General features: G+C 60.2%; 19 protein-coding genes. 7 read left to right on the top strand and 12 right to left on the bottom strand.

Going from position 1 to position 25,572, the window contains the following annotated elements; genetic code table 11:
* Positions 1–151 precede the first annotated feature (151 nt).
* Complete coding sequence (mapR, locus tag LOY38_RS15700; RefSeq protein ID WP_253554767.1) at positions 152–1,561, top strand: GntR family transcriptional regulator MpaR; 1,410 nt, start codon at positions 152–154, stop codon at positions 1,559–1,561.
* 148 nt (positions 1,562–1,709) lie between these two features.
* Here mapR and LOY38_RS15705 read toward each other — a convergent pair whose 3' ends face one another.
* The 8 genes from LOY38_RS15705 to LOY38_RS15740 all read right to left on the bottom strand — a co-directional run bounded on the left by LOY38_RS15705 (position 1,710) and on the right by LOY38_RS15740 (position 15,566).
* Entirely contained in the window at positions 1,710–2,456 is a 747-nt protein-coding gene (locus LOY38_RS15705; protein WP_258696012.1) for an SDR family oxidoreductase, read from the bottom strand.
* A gap of 122 nt (positions 2,457–2,578) precedes the next feature.
* On the bottom strand, positions 2,579–4,660 hold the full coding sequence (locus LOY38_RS15710; RefSeq protein ID WP_258696013.1) for a bifunctional diguanylate cyclase/phosphodiesterase: 2,082 nt from the start codon (positions 4,658–4,660) through the stop codon (positions 2,579–2,581).
* A gap of 233 nt (positions 4,661–4,893) precedes the next feature.
* Positions 4,894–6,375 (bottom strand): efflux transporter outer membrane subunit, encoded by a 1,482-nt coding sequence (locus tag LOY38_RS15715; RefSeq protein ID WP_258696014.1) that lies wholly within the window; start codon positions 6,373–6,375, stop codon positions 4,894–4,896.
* A complete protein-coding gene (locus LOY38_RS15720) occupies positions 6,372–9,479 on the bottom strand; it encodes an efflux RND transporter permease subunit (RefSeq protein WP_258696015.1) in 3,108 nt (1,035 codons plus the stop codon). The genes LOY38_RS15715 and LOY38_RS15720 overlap by 4 nt, the downstream gene beginning before the upstream one ends.
* Positions 9,476–12,580, bottom strand: coding sequence for an MdtB/MuxB family multidrug efflux RND transporter permease subunit (locus LOY38_RS15725; RefSeq protein WP_258696016.1), 3,105 nt, complete (start codon positions 12,578–12,580; stop codon positions 9,476–9,478). The genes LOY38_RS15720 and LOY38_RS15725 overlap by 4 nt, the downstream gene beginning before the upstream one ends.
* Complete coding sequence (locus LOY38_RS15730; protein ID WP_258696017.1) at positions 12,577–13,893, bottom strand: MdtA/MuxA family multidrug efflux RND transporter periplasmic adaptor subunit; 1,317 nt, start codon at positions 13,891–13,893, stop codon at positions 12,577–12,579. Before LOY38_RS15730 ends, LOY38_RS15725 begins: the two co-directional genes overlap by 4 nt.
* Before the next feature lie 443 nt (positions 13,894–14,336).
* The gene (tpx, locus tag LOY38_RS15735) at positions 14,337–14,837 is read right to left on the bottom strand and encodes a thiol peroxidase (protein WP_258696018.1); all 501 of its coding nucleotides are present in this window, start codon (positions 14,835–14,837) and stop codon (positions 14,337–14,339) included.
* A 285-nt stretch (positions 14,838–15,122) separates the two neighbouring features.
* A complete protein-coding gene (locus LOY38_RS15740) occupies positions 15,123–15,566 on the bottom strand; it encodes a polyketide cyclase (protein ID WP_258700736.1) in 444 nt (147 codons plus the stop codon).
* A gap of 185 nt (positions 15,567–15,751) precedes the next feature.
* Between LOY38_RS15740 and LOY38_RS15745 the strand changes: the two genes are divergently transcribed.
* The 5 genes from LOY38_RS15745 (at position 15,752) to LOY38_RS15765 (ending at position 19,491) form a co-directional block, all read left to right on the top strand.
* Complete coding sequence (locus tag LOY38_RS15745; protein ID WP_258696019.1) at positions 15,752–16,177, top strand: YciI family protein; 426 nt, start codon at positions 15,752–15,754, stop codon at positions 16,175–16,177.
* Between the two features lie 250 nt (positions 16,178–16,427).
* Positions 16,428–17,222: a hypothetical protein gene (locus LOY38_RS15750; protein WP_258696020.1), complete on the top strand. Its 795-nt coding sequence runs from the start codon at positions 16,428–16,430 to the stop codon at positions 17,220–17,222.
* Between the two features lie 105 nt (positions 17,223–17,327).
* Complete coding sequence (locus LOY38_RS15755; RefSeq protein WP_258696021.1) at positions 17,328–18,356, top strand: fatty acid desaturase; 1,029 nt, start codon at positions 17,328–17,330, stop codon at positions 18,354–18,356.
* A gap of 69 nt (positions 18,357–18,425) precedes the next feature.
* Entirely contained in the window at positions 18,426–19,166 is a 741-nt protein-coding gene (locus tag LOY38_RS15760) for a metal-dependent hydrolase (protein WP_258696022.1), read from the top strand.
* Between the two features lie 175 nt (positions 19,167–19,341).
* A complete protein-coding gene (locus LOY38_RS15765; protein WP_258696023.1) occupies positions 19,342–19,491 on the top strand; it encodes a hypothetical protein in 150 nt (49 codons plus the stop codon).
* Positions 19,492–19,537: 46 nt separating this feature from the next.
* Here the strand turns inward: LOY38_RS15765 and LOY38_RS15770 are convergent, their stop codons facing one another.
* The 4 genes from LOY38_RS15770 to LOY38_RS15785 all read right to left on the bottom strand — a co-directional run bounded on the left by LOY38_RS15770 (position 19,538) and on the right by LOY38_RS15785 (position 23,696).
* Entirely contained in the window at positions 19,538–20,209 is a 672-nt protein-coding gene (locus LOY38_RS15770) for a DUF3313 domain-containing protein (protein WP_258696024.1), read from the bottom strand.
* A 180-nt stretch (positions 20,210–20,389) separates the two neighbouring features.
* Positions 20,390–21,358, bottom strand: coding sequence for a hypothetical protein (locus tag LOY38_RS15775; RefSeq protein ID WP_258696025.1), 969 nt, complete (start codon positions 21,356–21,358; stop codon positions 20,390–20,392).
* A gap of 173 nt (positions 21,359–21,531) precedes the next feature.
* The gene (locus LOY38_RS15780) at positions 21,532–22,026 is read right to left on the bottom strand and encodes a DUF934 domain-containing protein (protein ID WP_258696026.1); all 495 of its coding nucleotides are present in this window, start codon (positions 22,024–22,026) and stop codon (positions 21,532–21,534) included.
* The gene (locus LOY38_RS15785) at positions 22,023–23,696 is read right to left on the bottom strand and encodes a nitrite/sulfite reductase (RefSeq protein WP_258696027.1); all 1,674 of its coding nucleotides are present in this window, start codon (positions 23,694–23,696) and stop codon (positions 22,023–22,025) included. The genes LOY38_RS15780 and LOY38_RS15785 overlap by 4 nt, the downstream gene beginning before the upstream one ends.
* Before the next feature lie 433 nt (positions 23,697–24,129).
* Between LOY38_RS15785 and ccoN the strand changes: the two genes are divergently transcribed.
* Positions 24,130–25,557 carry a cytochrome-c oxidase, cbb3-type subunit I gene (gene ccoN, locus LOY38_RS15790; protein ID WP_258696028.1) on the top strand — a complete coding sequence of 476 codons (1,428 nt, stop codon included), beginning with the start codon at positions 24,130–24,132 and terminating at the stop codon, positions 25,555–25,557.
* Positions 25,558–25,572: the final 15 nt, after the last annotated feature.

Genomic DNA, 25,572 nt, shown 5'->3' on the forward strand with positions numbered 1-25,572 from the left:
TTGTCAGATGCGGTCCCCTGTGGCGAGGGAGCTTGCTCCCGCTGGGGTGCGAAGCGCCCCCAAAATTTTACGACTGCTACGCAGCCGAGCGGGAGCAAGCTCCCTCGCCACAACAGTGCACAAACTTGAATAACTTCAAACCGGGCCTTCGATGAAACGCTACGAAAAATTCGCCGACGACATCGCTGAACTGATCCGCTCCGGCGTTCTCGGCCCCGGCCAGCGGGTGCCGTCGGTGCGCTACGCCAGTCAGACCTACGGCGTCAGCCCGTCCACGGTGTTCCAGGCCTATTACCTGCTCGAACGTCGCGGCCTTATCCGCGCCCGGCCGCGTTCCGGCTACTTCGTCAATGCGCATGCACCGAGCCCGTTCTCGGAGCCGGTGATCAGCAGCCAGGTCAACGAGTCCACCGAAGTCGACGTCAGCGAGCTCGTGTTCTCGGTGCTGGACTCGATCAAGGACCCGACCACCGTGCCCTTCGGCTCGGCCTTCCCCAGCCCCACGCTGTTCCCGCTGCAACGGTTGTCCCGCTCACTGGCCAGTGCCGCCCGGGAGATGGACCCGCGCATGGTGGTCACCGACATGTCACCGGGCAACCCGCAGTTGCGCCGACAAATCGCCCTGCGCTACATGGTCGGCGGGCTGATGCTGCCGATGGAAGAACTGCTGATCACCAACGGTGCGCTGGAAGCACTGAACCTGTGCCTGCAAGCCGTGACGGAGCCTGGCGATCTGGTGGCCATCGAAGCCCCGGCGTTTTACGCCAGCCTGCAAGTGCTGGAACGGTTGAAGCTCAAAGCCGTGGAAATTCCCGTCCACCCGCGAGACGGCATTGACCTCGGCGTATTGGCGCAAACCCTGGAACGGCATCCGATCAAGGCCTGCTGGTGCATGACCAGTTTCCAGAACCCCATGGGCGCGACCATGCCCGAGGCGAAGAAGCAGGAACTGGTGGAGCTGCTGCGCAGCCATCAGGTGCCGCTGATCGAGGATGACGTTTACGCCGAACTCTATTACGGCCAACAGGCGCCAAAACCGGCCAAGGCTTTCGATACCGAAGGGCTGGTGATGCACTGCGGTTCGTTCGCCAAGAGCCTGGCCCCCGGTTACCGCATCGGCTGGGTCGCCGCCGGGCGCTATGCGCAGAAGATCGAACGCCTGAAACTCATGACCTCACTCTGCGCCTCGATGCCCGCCCAGGCGGCCATCGCCGATTACCTGCAACACGGCGGCTACGACCGACACCTGCGCAAACTGCGCTACGCCCTGGAAGAACAGCAAAGCGCCATGCTCGCCGCCATCGCCCGCTACTTCCCGGCCCAAACCCGCGTCAGCCAACCGGCCGGCGGCTACTTCCTGTGGCTGGAGCTGCCACCGCAGATGGATTCGCTGAAGTTGTTCCAGATGGCATTGGCGCAAGGGATCAGCATTGCCCCAGGGCCGATCTTTTCACCGACCCAGCGGTTCAGGAATTGTATTCGGTTGAATTACGGCAGCCCGTGGACTGAGGATTCGGAAAAGGCAATGGAGACGTTGGGGAGGATTGTGCGGTCGTTCTAAAGGCTCAATGGCGTCTGAGCTATCGCCTTCGCGAGCCCGCTCCCACAGGGGGTCGGTGGTGTTCACAAATGATGTGTTCACCAACGCCCCCTGTGGGAGCGGGCTTGCTCGCGAAGAGGCCAGATCAGACAACAAAGCATCTTAACGATTAACGCCCACCACCGAGGTCGACGAAAGTCCCGGTCGCATACGACGCTTTATCCGACAACAACCACACAATCGCCTCCGCCACTTCATCCGGCCGCCCACCGCGCGCCATTGGTATTGCCGACTCAAGCTTGCTGACCCGGTCCGGATCACCGCTCAAGGCATGGAAATCGGTGTAGATGTAACCTGGGCGCACGGCGTTGACGCGAATCCCCTCGCCCGCCACTTCCTTGGACAGGCCGATGGTGAAGGTGTCCAGCGCGCCTTTGGACGCGGCGTAGTCGACGTATTCGCTGGGCGCTCCCAAGCGAGCAGCGACCGACGATACGTTAACGATGCTGCCGCCCTGCCCGCCGTGTTTGGGCGACATGCGCAAAATCGCGTGTTTGGCACAGAGGATCGGTGCCAGGACGTTGGTTTTGAGGATTTTCAGAATACGGAACTCAGACATTTCGTCGATCCGCGACTTTTGCCCGACGGTGCCGGCGTTGTTGACCAGTGCGGTGACGCGGCCCAGCTCGGTGTCCACCCGGTGAAACAGTCCGATCACTTCGTCTTCGATGCTGACGTCGGCGCGCACCGCGATGGCTTGGGCGCCGAGCGCACGTACTTGCTCGAGCACACGTTGTGCCGCCTGTTCGTCGGACTGATAGTTGATACAGATCCGATAGCCAAGCTCTGCGGCCAACAGGGCCGTGGCGGCGCCGATTCCGCGGCTGGCGCCGGTGATGACGATGACTTTGTCCATGCTGGCTTTCCCCCATTTGAAGCGTAAGCAGTCGGGGCCAAGGATAACCGCCATCGGCGGGTTTTGCATGGGCCTGCGTCAACCCTGTGGCGAGGGGGCTGCCCCCTCACCACGGGGGGCCATCAGCTGGTAGTCAATTGCTCCCCGCGGTGAATGTCGATCATGAAGCGATCGGCCGGCAGCGGGTGCCCGAGCAGGTACCCCTGCAACGAGTCGCAGCCCAGCTGAGTCAGGAAGTCTTGCTGGACATCGGTTTCCACCCCTTCGGCCACGATTCGCAAGCCCAGCGCCTGACCAAGGGCGACGATGGCCGAGACGATAGCCGCGTCGTCGCTGTCGTGCTCCAGATCGCGGACGAATCCCCGGTCGATCTTCAGCTCATTGGCCGGCAAACGCTTGAGGTACATCAAACTCGAATAGCCGGTACCGAAGTCATCGATGGACAGGTCGACGCCCATTTCCGAGAGTTCCTGCAGCACCGTCATGCTCGCATCGGCATCGTTCATGGCGGTGGTTTCGGTGATTTCCAGGGTCAGGCTGTTGGCTGGCAAATGATGAGTCGCCAAGGCTTTGGCAACGCTCTGGACCAGCCCTGCGTGGCAGAACTGCAAGGACGACAGGTTCACCGCGATGCGCCAGTCGGTGTAGCCGAGCACGTACCACTCGCGCATCTGACGGCAGGCTTCATTGAGCACCCACTCGCCAATCGCAATGATCAGCCCGGTCTTTTCCGCCAGGTCGATGAACGTGTCCGGCAGCAGCATGCCCTCGGTCGGGTGCATCCAGCGCAGCAACGCCTCGGCACCGACAGGGCGACCGTTGGCGGCATCGAACTTGGGCTGATAATGCAGGCAGAACTGCCCGTGCTCCAGCGCCGCGCGCAGATCCTGCAGCAGCTGCAATTGCTTGCGGGCGTTGCTGTTCATCGAGGCGTCGAAGAAGCTGTAGCCGTTTTTACCGCCGCCCTTGGCGTGATACATCGCCGCGTCGGCGTTCATCAACAGTTCCTGAGCGCTCTGGCCGTTGCCCGGATACAGGGCGATGCCGACGCTGGCCGAAATCTGCAAGTCATGTTCGGTCACCCGGAACGACCGCGCGATCAACCCGACCTGGCGTGCGGCGAGGTTCAGCGCATCGTTCGGCTCATTCAGGCGCACCAGCAGCACGAATTCGTCGCCGCCGATCCGCGCCAGGGTGTCCTGGCTACGCAAGTCTTCACGCAGGCGCAGTGCAACTTCGCGCAACAGCTGGTCGCCCATGTGATGGCCGAACGCATCGTTGACCGGTTTGAAGCCATCCAGATCAATGAACATCAGCGCAAAACAGCCACCCTGATCCTGCACTTTCGACATGGCCTGATCGATACGGTCGGCGAGCAGCATGCGGTTGGGCAAACCGGTCAGGGTGTCGTGCAGGGCCAGTTGAGTGAGTTCGCGGTTGGCCTCTGTCAGCGAGCGAGCGAGGTCAGCGGTGCGAGCCTCCAGGCGCGCATCGAGGATCGAGGTCAGCAAGGCGATGCTCAATACCGCCAGAGTGGTGATCAGCACCAGGCTGTCCAGACCCTTGCCGTTCAAGCCACGGATGGCCGCGCCACAGAAACTGCCGTCGGCAAAGCGCGCCGCGGCCATGCCGGTGTAGTGCATGCCGACGATGGCGATGCCCATGATGATCGCGGCACCGCCACGGATCAAGCGAACATACGGTGCGTGCCGACGCAGGCGGAACGCGATCCATAACGCCGCGCCCGACGCGCCGACGGCAATCAGCAGCGATGCACTAAACAGGGCGGGGTCGTAATCGATGCCCGGCTGCATGAGCATGGCGGCCATGCCGGTGTAATGCATGGCACTGATGCCAGCGCCCATGACCAGTGCGCCGAACGCCAGTTGCCAGGCTGGCAGTCGTGGCTGACTGACCAGCCACAGGGCAAAGCCGCTGGACAGGACTGCGATCAACAGCGACAGCGCCGTCAGGGTGGCGTCGTAACCCAGATCGATTGGCAATGTGAAGGCGAGCATGCCGATGAAATGCATCGACCACACGCCGATGCCCATCGCAAAAGCGCCGCCCGCCGTCCATAGATGCACGGCTCGGCCCGTGGCCGTGGCGATGCGGCCGGTGAGGTCGAGCGCAGTATAAGAGGCCAGTATCGCCACGCAGAGCGATATGAAAACTAATGTAAGGGAATAGCTACCGATGAGCATGGGACTTCTCGCAACGCCCCCGCATCCGTTCTCGGGGAGCAAAGTCGGAGATTGTACTGATTCCGCGGATGAACGCACTCACAAAGTAATCAAAAGGCCATCAAGTCGATGAAACGTTTGTGTAATCGTTGCACAGGGTCGCAATGACGACAGGGGCCGGCAAGTCAAGCCCGCTCCCACAGGTTTTGCACCTTGACTGGCTGGTATCAGGGCAAGCCCGCCACAGAGTAGGGTTATTGCTTGTCGCTCACTTGAAGCTGCCCGTCCCACCCGCCTCCCAGCGCGGCAATCAACTGCACGCTGGCGATCAAGCGGCTCTGCAACAAGCTCAGTACATTACGCTCGTTACTCAACGCCGTGGCCTGAACCACCACCACGTCCAGATAAGCGATCAACCCGGCCTTGTACTGATTCCGGGTCAAGCGAAGGGACTCGCGCGCCGCATCCAGTGCTTCCTGGCGCACGACGGCTTCGTCTTCCAGCACCTTGAGCTGCACCAGGTAATTTTCTACCTCGCGAAAGCCATCGAGCACGGTCTGGCGGTATTTGGCGACAGTCTCGTCGTAGGCCGCTTCGCTGCGGTCGACTTCCGCCGAGCGCTGGCCGCCGTCGAACAGGGTCATGGCCAGTTGCGGGCCGACCGACCAGAAGCGGTTCGGCAGGCTGATCCAGTTGGCGTAGGTGCTGCTGCTATAACCGCCGTTCATGCTCAGGGTCAGGTCCGGGTAATAGGCAGCCTTCGCCACGCCGATGTTGGCGTTGGCGGCCATCACCGAGCGTTCGGCGGCGGCAATGTCCGGGCGGCGTTCCAGCAACTGCGAAGGCAGGCTCAGCGGCACCTGCGGCAATGCCGGGATGTCCCGGGTTTCGGCCAGGCTGAATTCAGCGGGCGGCAGGCCGATCAGCACGGCAATGGCGTTCTCGAACTGCGCGCGCTGCCAGATCAGGTCGACCCTCTCCGCCTGAGTGGTTTTGAGCTGAGTGGTGGCCTGAGCCACCGCATCCTTGCCGGAGACACCGGCGCGGTACTGGTTCTCGGTCATTTTCAGCGAACGCTGATAGGCCTCGACTGTCGATTCCAGCAGGCGTTTCTGTTCGTCGATCACCCGAAGTTGCAGGTAGTTCTGCACCAGCTCCGATTGCTGGCTCAGGCGCATCGCTGCCAGGTCGGCAAAGCTCGCCTCGGCGTTGGCCGTGTCGGCTTCCAGGCCTCGGCGCAATTTGCCCCAGATATCAGCTTCCCAACTGACCCCGGCCTGTGCCGAGTAAGTGTCACGGATGCCGCTGGAGGAACTGCTCAGGCTGGAACTGCTGCTGCCGGTGCCCTGGCTGGAGCGGTTCTTGCTGACGGTCAGGTCCACCGTCGGGAAAAATGCCCCCCGGGCGCTGCGCACCAGGGCCTGGGCCTGGCGGTACTGGGCTTCGGACTGGGCGACGGTCTGGTTGGCGCTGTTGAGTTTTTCAATCAGACCGTTGAGCTGCTGATCGCCATACAGCTCCCACCAGGCACCGCGCGCCAACGAATCGCTGGGGTTGGCCTGACGCCAGCCGGCCGCCTCTTTGTACTGCGCAGGTGCGGCGGCTTGCGGGCGCTGGTAATCCGGGCCGATGGCGCAGGCGCTGAGCATCGCCACGCACAGCGACAGGCTCAGCAAACGCGAGCCTCGGGCCGTGATCAGCGGTGCAGCCAGGTTGAGAAGCGAACGGTCAGTCATAGCGGAGTTTCCAGAGCAGCATCGGTACGCACCCCACGCCAATGGTTGAAGCGATGGCGCAGTTTGTCGAGATAGAGGTAAACCACCGGGGTGGTGTAAAGAGTCAGCACCTGGCTGAAGACCAGCCCGCCGATGATGGTCAGGCCCAGCGGCTGACGCATTTCCGCCCCTTCGGCCCGGCTCAGCAACAACGGCAAGGCGCCGAGGATTGCTGCCAGGGTGGTCATCAGAATCGGCCGCAAACGTTGCAAACAAGCGCTGCGGATCGACTCCAACGGTTCCAGGCCTTGGTGCCGCTCCAGTTGCAGCGCCAGGTCGATCATCAAAATGGCGTTTTTCTTCACCACGCCGATCAGCAGAAACAGCCCGAGCAAGGAGATCAGGCTGAACTCACCGCCCAGCACATAGATCGACAGCAGCGCGCCGACCCCGGCCGACGGCAAGGTCGAGAGAATGGTCAGCGGATGAATGTAGCTTTCATACAACACACCCAACACCAGATAGACCGCCACCAGCGCGCCGAGAATCATCCATGGCTGGCTTTTCTGGGCGGCGGCAAAGGCGTCAGCGGTGCCGGCCATTTTCGCGATCACATCCTCCGGCAGACCCACCTTGGCAATCGCCCGCTCGATGGCGGCGCTGCCCTGCTCCACCGTCACGCCTTCGGCCATGTCAAAAGCAATGCTTTCCGAAGCGAACTGGCCTTCGTGGCTGACCCGGTCGTCTTCCAGGCTGTTTTCGTAATGGGCGATGGTCGACAACGGAATCCGCGCGCCGTCAGCCGTGATGACTTTGACCTGATTCAGGGTAATCGGGTCCTGAGCGTATTTCGGATTGACCTCCATCACCACCTGATACTGGTTGAGGCTGTCGTAGATCGTCGAAATCTGCCGCTGGCTGTAGGCGTTGTTCAGCACTGCCGTGACCATGTCCATGTCGACGCCCAGACGCTTGGCCTGATCGCGATCGACAATCAACGTCACTTGCTGGGCGCCACGGCCTTCGCGCGCATCAATCGCCGTCAGCTCCGGCAGCGCCTTGAGGGCGACGACGACTTTCGGATACCACTCGCGCAACGCACCGAGATCGCCGCTTTGCAGAATGTAGGAATACTGCGAGGTGGTCTGTTCACGGCCGCCGCCAAATTGCAGGTCCTGATCCGCCATCAGCATCAACTGTGCACCGGGCACCTTGGGCATTTCCTTGCGCAGGCGCTCGATGACTTTCTGGGCGGACAGGTTGCGTTCCTTGATCGGCTTGAGCCGTACCAGCATGAAGGCGTTGTTGGTGCCGTTGTTGCCACCGATGAACCCGGCGACACTTTGCACCGCTTCGTCCTTGAGCACGGCGCGGCGGAAGATTTCCATCTTCGGCTGCATCACGCTGAACGACAGCCCATCGTCGCCGCGCACGAAACCGATCAACTGGCCGGTGTCTTGCTGGGGCAGGAAGGTTTTAGGAACAACAACATACAGCGCGATATTGACGCCAATTGTCACGAACAGGCTGAGCAAGGTCAGCCGACGGTGACGCAGCACCCAATCAAGGCTGGTGGCGTATTTGCCGACCATCCACTCGTTGGTCCGCTGGCTCCAGCGTTGCAGGCGGTTTTCCTGACCCGGCGTGTGCGGCTTGAGCCAGCGGGCGCAGAGCATCGGTGTCAGCGTCAGCGACACCAGCAACGACACCACGATGGCCGCCGCCAGGGTGATGGAAAACTCGCGGAACAGGCTTTCGATGATCCCGCCCATGAACAGGATCGACAGGAACACCGCCACCAGCGAGACGTTCATCGACAGCAGGGTGAAGCCGACTTCCTGGGCCCCGAGGTACGCGGCCTTCATCGGCGGCACGCCCTTGTCGATGTGCCGGGAAATGTTCTCCAGCACCACGATGGCGTCATCCACCACCAGCCCGGTGGCCAGGATCAGCGCCATCAGCGACAGGTTGTTCAGGGAGAACCCGTAGAGGTACATCACCGCAAACGTGCCCACCAGCGACACCGGCACCGCCAGGGTCGGAATCAGCGAGGCACGGAAGTTACCAAGGAACAGGAACACCACCAGAATCACCAGCGCCACGGCGATCAGCAGGGTCATTTCCGCTTCATGCAGGGTGGCCTTGATCACCGGCGAACGGTCCATCGCCAGGTTCAGCTTGACGCTGGCCGGCAGCACGGCCTGCAACGCCGGCAACTGCGCCTTGATTTCGTTGACCGTCTCGATGATGTTGGCGCCGGCCTGGCGGTTGATCACCAACAACACCGCCGCGTCATCGTTGAAGAACCCGCTGTTATAGCGGTCCTCGACGCCGTCGCTGACCTTGGCCACATCCTTCAGGCGCAGGGCCGCGCCGTCCGCGTAGTGAATGATCAGCGACTCGTAATCCTTGGCCTTTTCCAGCTGATCGTTGGCCTGGACCTGCCACAGCCGCTGGCCGTCTTCGACCGACCCCTTGGGCCGGCGCACGTTGGCGTTGGCGATGGTGGTGCGCACATCGTCCAGCGCCACGCCGTACTGGTTGAGCGCCTGAGGTTCGAGTTCGATGCGCACCGCCGGCAACGAGCTGCCACCGATCTGCACTTCACCCACGCCCTGCACCTGGGACAGGCTTTGGGACAGAATGGTCGAGGCCAAATCGTAGAGCTGGCCTTTTTCCAGTACATCCGAGGTCAGCGACAGCACCATGATCGGTGCCTGGGACGGGTTGACCTTCTTGTAGGTCGGCATGCTGCGCATGCCGCTGGGCAGCAAGTTGCGCGAGGCGTTGATTGCCGCCTGCACTTCCCGCGCCGCGCCGTTGATGTCGCGGTCCAGGTCGAACTGCAAAATCACCCGGGTCGAGCCCTGGCTGGAACGGCTGCTCATGGTGTTGACCCCGGCGATGGCGCCGAAGGAACGCTCCAGCGGCGTGGCCACGGTCGAGGCCATGACCTCCGGGCTCGCGCCGGGCAAACTGGCCTGAACCACGATCACCGGGAAATCCATCTGCGGCAACGGCGCCACCGGCAACAGACCGAAGCTCACGCCGCCCAGCAACATGATCGCCAGGCTCAGCAACATCGTCGCGACCGGGCGCTTGATGAAAGGTCCAGACAGGTTCATGGCTGCTCTACCGGGTCCACGGACTCGGCCTTACGGCCCCAGCGCCGCCCGAGGCGGTCGAAGTACAAGTAAATGACGGGGGTGGTGAACAGCGTCAGCACCTGACTCACCAGCAAGCCACCGACCATCACCAGACCCAAAGGCTGGCGCAACTCCGCGCCGGAACCGGTGGCCAGCATCAGCGGCACCGCGCCGAACAACGCAGCCAGGGTGGTCATCAGAATCGGCCGGAAGCGCAGCAGCGCTGCCTGATAGATCGCGGTTTGCGGGTCCATGCCCTGATTACGTTCAGCCTCGAGGGCGAAGTCGATCATCATGATCGCGTTCTTTTTCACGATACCGATCAGCAGGATGATGCCGATGATCGCGATCATCCCCAGGTCATTGCCGCTCAACAGCAACGCCAGCAAGGCGCCGACCGCCGCCGAGGGCAAGGTCGAGAGAATGGTGATCGGGTGAATGTAACTCTCGTAGAGCACGCCGAGCACGATGTACATGGTCACCACCGCCGCCAGAATCAGCAGCAAGGTGCTCGACAGCGACGCCTGGAACGCTTCGGCCGCGCCCTGGAACTGGGTCTGCACGCCAATCGGCATGCCGATGTCTTTCTGCACCTGATCGATGATCTGCACCGCATGCCCCAGCGCCACGCCGGGCGCCAGGTTGAATGACATCATCACCGCCGGGAACTGGCCGATGTGGGTGATCGCCAGTTGCGCCTGACGCTCCTCGACATGCGCCAGGCTGGACAGACGCACCTGCCCGCCATCGGTGGTCTTGACGTGAATCTGGTTCAGCGCATCCGGGCCGATCTTCTCGCCGGACTGCGATTGCAGCACCACGCGGTACTGGCTGGCCTGGGTGTAAATGGTGGAAATCTGCCGCTGCCCGAAGGCGTCGTACAGCGCGTCGGTGATGTTCGACACGGATACGCCGACCCGCGACGCCGCATCGCGGTCGATCACCAGATAAACCTGCAAGCCTTTGTCCTGCAAGTCACTGGCGACATCGGTCAGTTCCGGCCGTTGGGCCAGCGCTTCCACCAGACGCCCGCTCCACAGGCTGAGTAACTCGGCATCCGGCGACGACATGCTGAACTGGTACTGCGTGCGACTGACCCGGTCTTCAATGGTCAGGTCCTGCACCGGCTGCATGAACAGGCGAATGCCGATCAGCTTGTCCAGTTCCGGTTGCAGGCGCGCGATCACGTCGGTGGCACTCAGGTCGCGCTGGCTGTGGGATTTGAGGTTGATCAGCAGCCGACCGCTATTGAGCGTCGAGTTATCGCCGTCGACCCCGATGTAGGACGACAGGCTCTCGACCGCAGGGTCAGCGAGGATCACCTTGGCCAGTTGCTGCTGGCGCTCGCTCATCGCAGCGAAGGAAATCGACTGCGGTGCCTCGGAAATCCCCTGGATCACCCCGGTGTCCTGCACCGGGAAGAAGCCCTTGGGCACCACCATGTACAGGAACACGGTCAATGCCAGGGTGCCAATAGCCACCAGCAGCGTCAGCGGTTGATGCTTGAGAACCCACTTTAACTTGCGCCCGTAAGCCGCGATCATCCAATCAATTGCCGCGCCGCTGGCTCGGTAGAAACGACCTTGCTCTTCCTCCTTCGGCTCACGCTTGAGCAACCGCGCGCACATCATCGGCGTCAGGGTCAGGGATACCACCAGGGAAATCAGGATCGCCACCGCCAGGGTGATCGCGAACTCGCGGAACAAGCGCCCCACCACGTCCGCCATGAACAGCAGCGGAATCAGCACCGCGATCAGTGACAGGGTCAGGGAAATCAGGGTGAAGCCAATCTGCTTGGCGCCCTTGAGCGCGGCTTGCAGCGGGCTGTCGCCCTCTTCGATGAATCGGGAAATGTTCTCCAGCATGACGATCGCATCGTCCACCACGAAACCGGTGGCGATGGTCAGCGCCATCAGGGTCAGGTTGTTGACCGAGAACCCTGCGAGGTACATCACGCCGAAGGTGCCGATCAACGACAGCGGTACGGCCACCGACGGAATGATCGTGGCGCTGGCCCGCCGCAGGAACAGGAATGTGACCATCACCACCAACGCGATGGCGATCAGCAATTCGTGTTGCACGTCGGTGACCGAGGCGCGGATGGTCTGGGTGCGGTCAGTGAGCACCGTGACGTCGAGGCCGGCCGGCAGGTTGTCGGTGATGCTCGGTAGCAAGGCCTTGATCCGGTCGACCACCTCGATGACGTTGGCCCCAGGCTGACGCTGGATATTCAGCAATACCGCCTGATTTTCATTGGCCCATGCGGCGAGGCGTTCGTTTTCGGCGCCGTCGACGATTTGCGCCACGTCCTTGAGCCGCAACGGCGCGCCGTTTTTGTAAGCGAGGATCAGGTTGGCGTAGTCCTTGGGGGAAGTCAGCTGATCGTTGGCGTCGAGCATCGACACCCGGGTCGGGCCGTCGAAGTTGCCCTTGGGCTGGTTGACGTTGGAGGCGCCGATCAACGTGCGCACGTCCGACAGGTTCAGGCCGTTGGCTGCCAGCGCTTCGGGGTTGACCTTGATGCGCACTGCCTGACGCTGACCGCCGGCGATGCTGACCATGCCGACACCGCTGATCTGGGCGATTTTCTGCGCCATGCGGGTGTCGACCAAATCATTGAGTTTGGGTAACAGCATGGTTTTGGAGGTGATGGCCAACGTCAGCACCGGGGTGTCCGCCGGGTTGACCTTGTTGTACACCGGCGGCGCCGGCAAGTCCTTGGGCAGCAAATTGGTCGCGGCGTTGATCGCGGCCTGCACCTGCTGCTCGGCGACGTCCATGTTGATGTCGAGGCTGAAACGCAGGGTCAGCACCGAGGCGCCACCGGAACTGGTCGAGGCCATCTGGGTCAGGCCGGGCATCTGCCCGAACTGACGTTCCAGCGGCGCGGTCACGGCGCTGGTCATGACATCCGGGCTAGCGCCGGGATAGAGCGTCATGACGCGAATGGTCGGGTAATCGACCTGGGGCAATGCCGACACCGGCAGCAGCCGATAAGCAATCACGCCGGCCAGAATAATGGCCAGCATGCTCAGGGTCGTGGCGACCGGGCGAAGGATGAACAGCCGCGAGATGTTCATGCGCCGCCCTTTTTCGCCTTGTCGGTGGCCGTCGCGTCAGGTGCAGTGGCGGCCGACTTGCCTTGCAGGTGTTCGGTCGGGGTGGTCGGCACATCCTTGCTGTCGTTGACGACTTCCACTTCACTGCCGTCCTTCAGGCGGTCGGTGCCTTCCAGTACCACTCGATCACCGACGGACAGTCCTTCGGTGATCACGGTGTTTTCACCGTCACTGGCGCCGACTTTCAACTGACGGATCTTGACCTTCTTGTCGCCGTCCAGGGCATACACGAACGTGCCGTTGGTGCCGAACTGAATAGCGGCCGAAGGCGCGAGCACCACGTCTTTGAGGGTGTCGGCCAGCAGGTGGACGTTGACGAACTGATTGGGGAACAGCGCTTGATCGCGGTTCTCGTAGCGGGCCTTGAATTTCAGAGTGCCGGTGGTGACGTCGATCTGGTTGTCCAGGCTCTGCAACACCCCAGTGGCCTGCAATTTGGTATCACCACGGTCCCAGGCTTCGGCGGGCAGTTTGGCGCCGGTGCGATAGCGGGTCAGCACGACGTCCAGGCTGTTTTCCGGCAAGGTAAACGCCACGCTGATCGGTTGGGTCTGGGTGATGATCACCAGCGCCGTGGTGTCGTTGGCCGTGACGAGGTTGCCGACGTCCAGCTGACGCAGGCCCACACGCCCGGCGATCGGGGCGCGGATCTTGGTGAACTCCAGATTGAGCTTGGCGTCGTTGACTGCCGCCTGATTGGTCTTGACCGTGCCCAGGTACTGGCCGACCAAGGCTTCGGCGGTGTCCAGGGTTTGCTTGGCGATACTGTCTTCGCGGTACAGGTCGCGATAGCGCTCAACATCGACCTGGGCGTTTTTCAGTTGTGCCTGATTCTGCAACAAGGTGCCTTCGGCCTGGAGCAAAGCGTTCTGGTACGGACGCGGGTCGATCTCGGCCAGCAGGTCGCCCGCCTTGACCATTTGCCCTTCCTCGAAATAGACCTTGACCAGTTCGCCACCGACGCGGCTGCGCACATTGATGGTGTTCAGCGCCGTGACTGTGCCCAGCGCCTTGTAATACAGCGGAAAGTCACCTTTGACCGCCGGCGCCACCCGCACCGGGACCGGCCCGCTCGCCCCGCCGAACCCCGGACGCATCCCCCCCGACCGACCGGTGTGCCCGGCAACGGCTTTCTGCCCTGCGCTCTCCTTCGGGCTGCTGCCTGCGGGCCAGAATTTCCAGCACAGGCCGGCGATGACCAACAGGACCAGCAGGCCGAACAGCCAGTGACGGGGATTGCGGGAAGCGGAGGATTGCATGGAATGATCAACCATTGGGCGCGTGCGCTTATTTCTACGGGAGGCTGAACGATAAGCACTGGCGGGTATTAAGCAAAGCGCCTTTACCGGCAATTTACCTTTGGCTTACGTAACAGGAGGTTTATCTAAGACACTGAAGCACAAATGAAAACGGCCTGGACAGAGGGGGCGTTCTCAATCAATTACCCCACCGCGCCGGGTCTGCTGTTGTGCAGGGCAAGGCGCGAGAAGCGTGGTTGGGTCATTCCAAATAAGCTTCGAGCAACGCAGCCCTGCACAACAGCAGGCCCGGCCCTTCGGGTTGTGCCTTAAAGCGGGCCGGGCTGCGTTGCAGGCCTTGGAAAGGGAACAACCATTCCCAGCGGCCTGCGCCTTGCCTGGCCCGCTTTAAGGCGACAACGCGGCGGGGAAATTAACTGAGAACGCCCCCTAGGCCGTTAACAATTGTAAAAGTAGACTTATTTCAGAACGGCAAGTGCTGCATCGTAGTTCGGCTCTTCAGCGATTTCCTTGACCAGTTCGCTGTGCAGCACGTTGTCGTTTTCGTCCAGCACCACGACGGCACGGGCGGTCAGGCCTTTGAGCGGACCATCGGCAATCGCCACGCCGTAGTTCTCGATGAACTCGGCACCGCGCAGGGTCGACAGATTCTGCACGTTTTCCAGGCCTTCGGCGCCGCAGAAGCGGGCTTGGGCGAACGGCAGGTCAGCGGAGATGCACAATACGACGGTGTTGGCCACGTCGTTGGCCTGGGCGTTGAACTTGCGCACGGAGGTGGCGCAGGTTGGGGTGTCGACGCTTGGGAAGATGTTCAACACTTTGCGCTTGCCGGCGAAGCTCGCCAGGGTCACGTCGGACAGATTGCCGGCAACCAGGGAAAAGGCTGGCGCCTTGGAACCGGCTTGTGGCAATTGGCCGTTGACTTGAACCGGGTTGCCTTTAAGAGTGACTTGAGCCATGAACGGAGTCCTTCTGAACGTTGTTGTAGAGAATTTTGACGAGGCCGAAGTTAACCACGAAATTGTCTGACGACCTATGCCCAGACACAAATTGTGATGTGTTGTCGCGCAAACTGGATACAAGCATCCCAACAAAGCTTACAAACACTGCATAACCCTGTGGGAGCGGGCTTGTGTGGCTAGGGAGCTTGCTCCCGCTCGACTGCGCAGCAGTCGCAAAGCTTCTGGGGCCGCTTCGCGACCCAGCGGGAGCAAGCTCCCTCGCCACAAAAGCCCACAGGATTGCTATCCGAGCAACCGCAACATATTGCGGTGCCGCGCCACGAAAATCCGCCGCATGTAGGCATTCACCAGCAACCCTTCACTCAAAGCACCGCCAATCGCCGCATAGGTCACACGGTCGGTGTACAGCGTACCGCCCTCGCCCGCCGCCACCCGGTGTTCATGACGAAAGGCACGCAGCGGCCCCTTGAGCATTTCATCGATAAAATGAGTGTCACTGACTTCACGGATCACCACCGTCCAGTTCGACGGGATGACGTTGAACATCCAGTGTCGAAAACGGAACTGACGGCCGGCTTCGATGCGCAGGCTGTTCAGGTCGATATCACCCAACGGTGTGACCCGTTCCGGGAAGATCTTCGGGAAATTCAGGCCTTCCAGGCAGAAGTCCAGGACTTGTGAGGGCGTTCGGTCGGGGATCAGGGTGGTGAGTTCCAGGACGGGCATAGGCAGTGGCATTGCAATGGCCAGAGAACTCGCAGACTACCATTACACTAAAATCCTACCTATCCCCCTACAGGGACACGGGGTATCAGGCCGGTTCTTAGCGATCTCTTTTAGCCGCGTTGTCGATTTGGCGCCTGGCCATTCGACTAGGCAGTGAGTCACTCAAATCCAACGGAGACAAGACCATGCGATTCATGATCATTGTAAAAGCCAGCCCCGACTCCGAGGCCGGCGTGATGCCCAGCGAAGAACTGATGACCGCGATGGGCAATTACAACGAGGAGCTGGCCAAGGCCGGCATCCTCATCGATTGCGATGGCCTGCAGCCCAGCAGCAAAGGCGCCCGTGTGCGTTTCTCGGGAGATAAACGCACAGTGATCGACGGCCCTTTCATCGAAACCAAAGAGCTGATCGCCGGCTATTGGCTGTGGCAGGTGAAGTCGAAAGAGGAAGCGATCGAGTGGGTCAAGCGCTGCCCCAACCCGATGCCGGGTACAGAAGCCGAGATCGAGATTCGCCAGGTGTTCGAAGCCGAAGATTTCGGTGCCGAGTTCACACCGCAATTGCGGGAGCAGGAAGAGCGAGTGCGCGCGCAGGCGAAGAAGTGCTGAAGCACACCTGAAACACCTGACATACCGTAGGAGCTGCCGAAGGCTGCTCCTACGCGCGGTTCAACATTCAACAATGATGTTGACTGACAATCCCACTTCGCGAGCAAGCCCGCTCCCACGGGAGATTGTGTTTGGCAGGCAAGCCAAGGCTCACTCGATGTTTCTTGTTCCCTTCATAAGACGTTCACATAGGCGCAATACATTAGTGCGGATTGATTAACGCCTCATCAATCTGCGAGCCGAATACGCGATGTTGCCTGTTATCGAAATGGAAGCAGCTTTAAAAAACGGAATTCCAAAGCCCCCTGATAGTTGGGTGGATAAAAATAAAGCAGGGGTTTACAGGCTCTCTAATGACGTTGAGATCAACGTTCGATTTTTATCTCCAACGGATATTCCCTCGCTGCTTGAACTAGAGCAAAGGAAATGGGAAAGCGATCAGCGCGCCGATGTCTCCATGCTGGCATCCCGGGTCGCCTCCTTCCCTGCATTGAGTATCGGCGCTTTTTGCACGCGCACGGGGACTGCGCTGGCGTCGTTGTTCATGAAACCCACCCGGCACGACATCATCAGCAAGTGCCCGACGTGGCAAGACTGTGCGAGAAAACAGCATGGCGATGAGTCCGCAAAAACCGGTGTGCTGTTTGGCATCAGCCTGAGCAGTGTTGATCCAAAAGCGGCGCAAGCGATTTTCGAGTTCTTTTGGCCCCATGCGCTGAAGGCGGGATGGTCAGACATCTATCTTGGCTCGCCGGTCCCGGGTCTTCGTAACTGGATCTCGAAGAATCCCGATATTCCGGTAGCGCAGTATGTGCGAGGTGAACACAAGGGCCTGCCACTGGATCCGCAACTGCGGTATTACTTCAAAAAAGGCTTTCGCAAGATCGTCGCCATCAAGGACAACTACTTCCCCCATGAGCCTTCGCTGGATTTCGGCGTGCTGATCCTGGGTAAAGTGCCACTCTCCGGCCTTTCCTTTATCTGGAAGAGAGTCCCGCTGCCTTGGCTGCAGCGCATGAAAAAACTGCTCTTCGTGTATTTGTGAACGCCTCTCTAACAGTAGAAAACGCAGCACCTGCGCTCGGCCGCGACAGGCGTTTCTGGCGGCTGGCGTTTTCTTACTTTGGCTCGGGTCTGAGGAGGCTGTCGAATGTTTAAGCAAGCAAAACCTTTGGGTAGTGTCTGTAGCAGCTGCCGCCAGGCTGCGTCCGGCTGCGAAGCGGTTGCAAAGTCAGGCGCTGCGGTATTGCAGACAAACCGTGCAAGCAGGACTTGCGACTGCTTCGCAGCCGAACGCAGCCTTCGGCAGCTGCTACAGGCCGCCTTTCATTCATCGCGCTCCAACCTGCCCAGCTATCTGTTCCTGGCACTGTGTGTCTTGAATACGGCGGCGATCGCCTGGCTGGCTGCGCACGAGGCGTTCGGATGGCTGGCCATTGCTCCGCTGATAGTGCTCCAGGCGATCCTGATGATTGGTGTTCAGGAGATCAAGCATCAGTCTGTGCATCGTCAGTTCCTCGTTGGCACGCGTCTCAATGATGCAGTGGGTGTGTTCGCGGCGGCCATTTTCGCCGCCAACTTCGTGGGCTACCGCTACTTTCACCTCGAACACCATCGCAAAACCTGCCAGGCCGATGATCCCGAAGGGCTGATGTACAAACAGACATGGCGAACACGCCTGATCAGCCTGCTGGGTGCCGTGGAGCAACTATGGATTACCGTCACCACCAATATTATTTCCCGACGCTACACGCCCCCGCGCGCGATCTGGCGCTGGCGTTGGAACAACGCCTTGATCGTCGTATTCGTCGCGGTGCTGGCGTTAGGCATCTATGAGGTGCCTCGACAAGTCGTATGCGCCTATCTGCTTCCGTATTGCATTTTTGCCTGGCTGGATTTCTGGCTGACGCAGGCCGAGCACTATGGCGTATCAATCTCGGCTCAAGGCTTGCGCCGCGCGCCCTCTGAAATCACGACGGATTTGTATCTGCCAAAGCCACTGTCCTGGCTTGTCCTGCATCGCTCGCTGCATCGCACTCACCATGACGCGCCGGCGACCCGCTGGTTCCATGCGCACGCTCAATCGATAGCTCTGGCCAAAAGCAAGCCAGGCAGCGTGACAGACCTACCCACCTTCTTTGCGACCTGGATGCGACTCGGCCCCCGACTCTGGAAGTAAGCGATGACAAACACAACGATCGAACCACGGCACACAAACACTGCCGAGGACAGGCACCGCATCAACACTGTGGAACGCGACAATAGCGGCGAAGCCGCCCTCTTCAAGCCATTCTGGAACGACACATCGATCAAAACCTACCTGTTCGATGCCTGTTCGGTACTGCTGCCTGCCGGTGAACAATTCGTGATTTCGGTGGTGGAGTCATCCGCTTTGCGCTTGCAACAAACGTCGGCGCTTGCCGAACGCTCGCGCAGTTTCGTGGCAGAGGAGCGGTCCCATCAGCGAGCGCACAGGCTGTACAACCAGCAACTGGAAAACCAGGGGTTTGAAGTCAAGAAGTTCGAGCACATGATCGAAAAGGATCTCGAGGCCCTTCGATCGAAATTGTCACTCAAGGCGCAACTGGCGTTGGCTGCCGCGTTCGAGCACGTGACGGCCGTCATGTCCACCGCCGCCTTGCGTAGAAACGGCTTGCTCTCGGTCAAGGAGTCGCCGCAGACACGCCTATGGCGGTGGCACTGCACAGAAGAAGTCGCCCACCAGCACGTCACCACGGATCTGGCGCGGGCGCTGGGCATACCCTATTGGCAGCGGATCTTCTATTTCCTGGCGGCATCGGGGCTCATGGCGTTCGATGTCATTCGCCACATGCACAGTTTTGCCCGCCTCGACATCGCCCGTGGCCGCGTCAGCTCGAAGGAAGTACGGCGTGCTGCGGGCAGCTTGCTGTTGCGCGATGGCGCCAATCTGGCGTCGATGGCCATCGGATGGGCCGCCTACTTTCTTCCGCTGAAACGAAGGGATTAGTTCGATAAAAGAGCGGCATGATCAGACGGTTGACGCGCCAACCACCTGCTAGAGTAAAAAAGCCGCCATTTGAAAAACGACCACTGCATTCCCCTTGGTTTCGGCGGCAATGGCCAGCCACCCTTCACGCTGTTGGCCGGACTGAATGTCACCTTCAGAAAATGAGGAAACGTCTATGAATGGTTTGCTTCGCGCTGCAGCATTCAGCCTGATGGCGTTTTTCGCAAGTTGTGGAGTCGGGGCTCAGACAGTGCAAAGTCATGCGGCGCCGATTGCGCTCACCGTCACACCGGCCGATATCCAGGGGGATAGCCAAAGCGATTGATCGTTCCCATGCCTGGGAACGATCTTGCGCGAACAATAAACCCGCTTTACTTGGACTTGAACTTGACAAACGACTGATTCAAGTCCGAAGCCCAACCATCGATCACGTTTTTCACGTCATCGGCCTTCATCACCTGAGCTTCGTTCTCCAGCGGTTTGCCGGTGCCCTTGCGCACCACCTGGGCGATGACTTTGTTGGTGCTGCCATCGAGAAACACCGCTTCGGTGGCCAGATTGGTTTCCTGATCACGTATGCCGCTGGCAGTGCTGACTGCCGCCGCTACCAGGGCGATCGGGATCACTTCATAAGGCTTGAGGCCTTCGGTCTTGCTGCTGACGGCGGTAATCGCCGCACGCACCACGATCACGCCAGGGCCGGGGCCGCTGGCCAGTGGCAGGGATTTACCCAGTTCGCGCTTGAGCGCCTGATCGTAGTAGCTGGTGATACCGTTCAGCGTGGTCTGAGGGATTTTCACTGTCGGTTGCGGTTTTGGATAGATCTGGGTCGGCTCGATGTAGGCACTGGTGTATTTGTTGATGTTGAGCTTGGGATCGACCCAGCGCATCACCACGACGCCCGATGGCGATTTGGCTTCCTTGAGTTGACTGTAGTCCTTGAGAAAGCCGGAGTACTGGTCTGGCTCGACGACTTTGCTGGCGCAACCCACCGCCCCGATCGAGGCGATGCACAGTGTGCTCATCATTAACGCAAGCTTCATGCTTTAACTCCTGTCAGAAGGACGGCAACGGTATTGCCTACGGGAGTTACAGGTATAGCTAATGCCCGGTTTTTGTATCAAAAATCACAATGCGGCAATATTCAAAGGCCCCTTCGCGGGCAAGCCCGCGAAGACATCAGCTCAAACAACACGGAACCTGATCCGCAAAAGTCTCGTCAATCACCACGAAGACCCGCTTTTCGCGGCCAACTCCCGTCGACTGTTGGCCCGCATCGCCTTGATCAACGACACCGTGCCCACCAGGATAATCACGGCGCCGAACAGGAAGTCGATGGTGTACAGCTGGAAGTCGTTCAGCGGCCCCACCAGAAACACCCGGATCGCACCGATACTCACCAGCGTCGCGAGAAAATCGATGCCCGGCTCGTCGCGATAGAACACATGCAGCAACGGCAGGCACATCACCAGCAACAACAGCAGCACAATCACCTTGAACGAGCCTTTGCGCTCGACGCTGAACGCGCATTCGTTGGCGCCGTAGGGCTTGTAGTCGTCCTCGCTGATCAGCGAGTTTTTCTCGTTGATGTACTCGACACGGTTGTACTTCTGGATGGGTGTGAAGGTGTTGGACATCTCCATATTGGTGGTGATGTGCCTGAACGTCAGGTCAGTGCGTTCATTGCCCTTGAGGATGTACAACACCGGCTTGTAGCCGTAGCGATAGGTGTCGAACGGAAAGTCCGTCGCCCGCCCTTGGACGCCGATGGGTCTGGACTCAAGTTCGGCGTAAGCACTCTTGTTGACCGAAGACAGGTTGCGACTCAAAGGTTTGATCTTGACCTGTTCCATGAAAATCGGTGGGATGCTGTAGAACAACTGCATCGGTTCCATGCGCAGCCGCAGTTCGTTGCGGCCGAGGTCATAACGATCAAAGGTTCGTTCAGAGACAACCACCGCGCCCGAGAGCATGAACTCGCCGTGAACGTTGTTGGTGATGCGTAGCGACAGTTGATCCTTGCCTGACCCGCCGGTATCGCTGGCCGGCGGCGTGCCGCACCAGGCGTAGCTGTCGAAGATGTCCCCGAGCTGGCCGTTACGGTTCTCTTTCAACACATAAAAGTAACCGCCCCACAGGGCCAGCATCAGCAACAGCGCTATCAACCCTAAAATCTTCTTGCCCGCGCCCAAACCAGACTCCTTTCTTTACCGACTCCTTATGAGGCCCGGACTCTACCAAAATGCCATCACTGCCCCAAGCAAAAATACCCGGACAAGGAAGATCCCTATGATGAGGGCCCTGGCCCAGTCGGTTAAGGTGCGAAACCTGTGGGATTGCGCTTGACTGACGGGTATCGGGATCTTCAACGCCGCCGAAACAGCGGCCTGGGCTCAATCACCGAACGCCCATACAACACGCTCATCCCCGCCAATCCCTTGAGCGCATCCTCAGCGGACTTGTCTTCGCGCACGGCAAAACTGTCGAAGCCGCATTGGCGCATGTGGCTGAGTTGATCGCGCAGTACATCGCCGATCGCGCGCAATTCGCCCTGCCAACCCAAACGCGTACGCAACAGATAAGCCTGGCTATAGGCGCGTCCGTCGCGAAAACTCGGGAAATCCAGGGCAATCAGCGGCAGGTCGGGAAACCACGGCACCAGGTTTGTCACTTCGTCATCAGGGCCGAGCCAGACGCCTTCGAGCGCTGTTGTGGTGTCGGCATTAAGCGCCAGCCAGCGGGGTAACGGCAGTATCAGCGGTCCGCCCGGCAACTCATCCGTAGTTTCACGAATCAATTGCCATGGGTCGTCGCGCACCCACTCGGCGACACCCTCTCGTACGCGCAGCAGATTGTTCATGCCGACACCTCCAGCACTTTCGGGTAAACCCGTTCCTTGAACGGCTCCAGGCCGATGCGCGCCAAGGTATCGACGAACAGCTCCTCGCTCTCGCGATAGCGCACGAAGGTGCCAATGATCCGTTCAACGACATCGGGCACTTCGGCGGCGTTGAAGGACGGGCCGATGACCTTGCCCAACGTGCTGTCCTTGCCCTGGGCGCCGCCGAGGGTGATCTGGTACCACTCGCTACCGTTCTTATCGACCCCAAGAATGCCAATGTTGCCGATGTGGTGGTGGCCGCAGGCGTTCATGCAGCCAGAGATGTTCAGGCTGATATCGCCCAGGTCATGCAGGTAATCCAGATTCTCGAAGCGCGCCTGAATCGCTTGTGCGATGGGGATTGATTTGGCGTTGGCCAAGGCGCAGAAGTCGCCGCCGGGGCAAGCGATGATGTCAGTCAGCAAGCCGATGTTGGCGCTCCCCAGGCCTTGCTCGCAGGCCTGATACCACAGAGCATAAAGGTCAGCCTTGGGCACGTCCGGAAGGACGATGTTCTGTTCATGGGCGATGCGGATTTCGCCAAAACCGAACTGCTCGGACCACTGGGCCACTGCCTCCATTTGCTCGACGGTGACATCCCCCGGTGGCGAGGCAGTGCCCGGTTTGGTCGACAGCACCACGCTGGCGTATCCCGGCACCTTATGCGGCTGAACGTTACGCGCCACCCAACGGGCGAACGCCGGGTGCTCGGCCAGGCGTGTGCCGAAGTCCAGGTCGGTATCGGCCAGTGAATGGTAGTCGGGTGGCACAAAGGCACTGGCGACACGCTCATATTCGACATCGGTCAACTGCGCCGGGCCGTCCTTGAGGTATTGCCACTCTTCCTCCACTTCCTTGGCGAAGGCTTCGATACCCAAGGCTTTGACCAGGATCTTGATCCGTGCCTTGTACTTGTTATCGCGCCGCCCATGGCGGTTATAGACCCGCAGCACCGCCTCGACGTAAGACAGCAGGTGCTGCCACGGCAAGCCCTCGCGAATCTGCAACCCGAGGATTGGTGTGCGCCCCAGCCCGCCGCCGACGATCACCCGCAACAGCATTTGCCCGCTGTCATCGCGATAAAGATAAAGGCCGATGTCATGCATCATGATCGCCGCGCGATCCTGCTTCGCCGAGCAGATGGCGATCTTGAATTTGCGCGGCAGGAACAGGAATTCCGGGTTGATGGTCGACCATTGCCGCAGGATCTCCGCCAGCGGACGCGGGTCCATCAGTTCGTCCGCCGCGACGCCGGCGAAGGCTTCGGTGGTGATGTTGCGCACGCAGTTGCCGGAGGTCTGGATCGCATGCATTTCCACCTGGGCCAGGCGTTCGAGGATGTCCGGCACCTGGGTCAGTTCGATCCAGTTGAACTGCATGTTCTGCCGGGTGGTGAAGTGGCCGTAACCACGATCGTAATCCCGGGCGATGCTCGCCAGGGTGCGCATTTGATTCGCGCTCAGCGTGCCGTAGGGAATCGCCACGCGCAGCATGTAGGCATGCTTTTGCATGTACAGGCCATTCTGCAAACGCAGGGGCAGGAACTCTTCTTCACTCAGTTCCCCGGCGATAAAACGTTCGACCTGATCGCGAAACTGCGCAACACGCTCGAACACCAGCGCCCGGTCATAGTCATCGTACTGATACATGTGGCTGCCACCTCATCAGGATTATCGGGCCCTTCGGCTAATGCCAGTCAGTCAAGGATTTGAATACCGCAATCCATGTGGGAGCGAGCCTGCTCGCGATGACGGTTGCACATTCAACACATGTGCTGCTTGTCAGTCCGCTATCGCGAGCAGGCTCGCTCCCACAAGGTCTGCGCCTTAACTGGTCGGCATCAGGCTCTGCGGCTCGTTTTCGAGGTTGCAACTATGCGGCAGCAGCGCAGCACGTTACAGATTCAGCTAAACACTAAAAAACCGTATCAGAATGCGGCGTATGGCCGCAGGATCGCATCGCATCTGATCCGCATAAACTCGGTTTTTCTGAGACTGTTTTGTTTCCGATGGGGTTTCTACAGTTCATGGCATGCCAGACCGGGTGGCCTGGCAAGACTTTGCAACCGTGGAAGAACTGACCATGAGCACAGCAACAATCGGACAGCCCTATAACTATAAGGTCGTCCGCCAATTCGTCGTGGCAACCGTGGTATGGGGTGTCGTCGGGATGGCGATGGGGGTATGGATCGCTTCGCAACTGGTGTGGCCCGAGATGAACCTCGACCTGCCGTGGACCACCTTCGGCCGCTTGCGCCCGCTGCACACCAGCCTGGTGATTTTCGGCTTTGCCGGCAGCGCGCAATTCGCCGCCAGTTATTACGCGGTGCAGCGCACCTGCCAGGTACGGCTGTACTCCGACAAGCTCGCCGCATTCACCTTTTGGGGCTGGCAATCGGTGATCGTGGTGATGCTGATCACCCTGCCGCTGGGCTACACCACCACCAAGGAATACGCCGAGATCGAGTTCTCCGGCGCGGTGTGGATGACGGTGGTCTGGGTCGCCTATGCCATCGTGTTCTTCACCACCGTGGTGCAACGCAAGCCCCATCACATCTACGTCGGCAACTGGTTTTTCGGTGCATTCATCGTGGTGATCGCCATGCTGCACGTGGTCAATCACCTGTCGATTCCGGTGGACTGGTTCAAGTCGTATCCGGTGTACTCCGGGGCCACCGACGCCATGGTGCAATGGTGGTACGGGCACAACGCGGTGGGGTTCTTCCTCACCACCGGCTTCCTCGGGATGATGTATTACTTCGTGCCGAAACAGGTCGGGCGGCCGGTGTATTCCTATCGCTTGTCGATCATGCACTTCTGGGCGCTGATCACCCTGTACATCTGGGCCGGCCCCCACCACTTGCACTACACCGCGCTGCCGGACTGGGCGCAGTCGCTGGGCATGGCGATGTCGCTGATTCTGCTGGCGCCGAGCTGGGGCGGGATGATCAACGGCATGATGACGCTCTCGGGCGCCTGGCATAAATTGCGCACCGACCCGATCCTGCGCTTTCTGGTGCTGTCCCTGGCCTTCTACGGCATGTCGACCTTCGAAGGGCCGATGATGGCGATCAAAACGGTCAACGCCCTCTCCCACTACACCGACTGGACCATCGGCCACGTTCACGCAGGCGCCCTCGGCTGGGTGGCGATGATCACCTTCGGCGCCATTTACCACATGGTTCCGAAAGTCTTCGGCCGCACGCAAATGCACAGCGTGCCGTTGATCAACCTGCACTTCTGGCTGGCGACCATCGGCACCGTGCTGTACATCGCCTCGATGTGGGTCAACGGCATCACCCAGGGTTTGATGTGGCGCGCGATCAACGACGACGGCACGCTGACCTACTCGTTCGTCGAAGCCTTGCAGGCCAGTCATCCGGGGTTTGTGGTGCGCTTTGTCGGCGGGGTGTTCTTCCTCAGCGGCATGTTGCTGATGGCCTACAACGTGTGGCGCACGGTGCGGGTGGCGGACGTGAAGATGGCCGAACTTGAAGCGCAGTTTGCCTAAGGCAAGGAGCCTGAC

Origin of the sequence: Pseudomonas sp. B21-015, assembly GCF_024749285.1 — a bacterium.
Lineage (GTDB): Bacteria > Pseudomonadota > Gammaproteobacteria > Pseudomonadales > Pseudomonadaceae > Aquipseudomonas.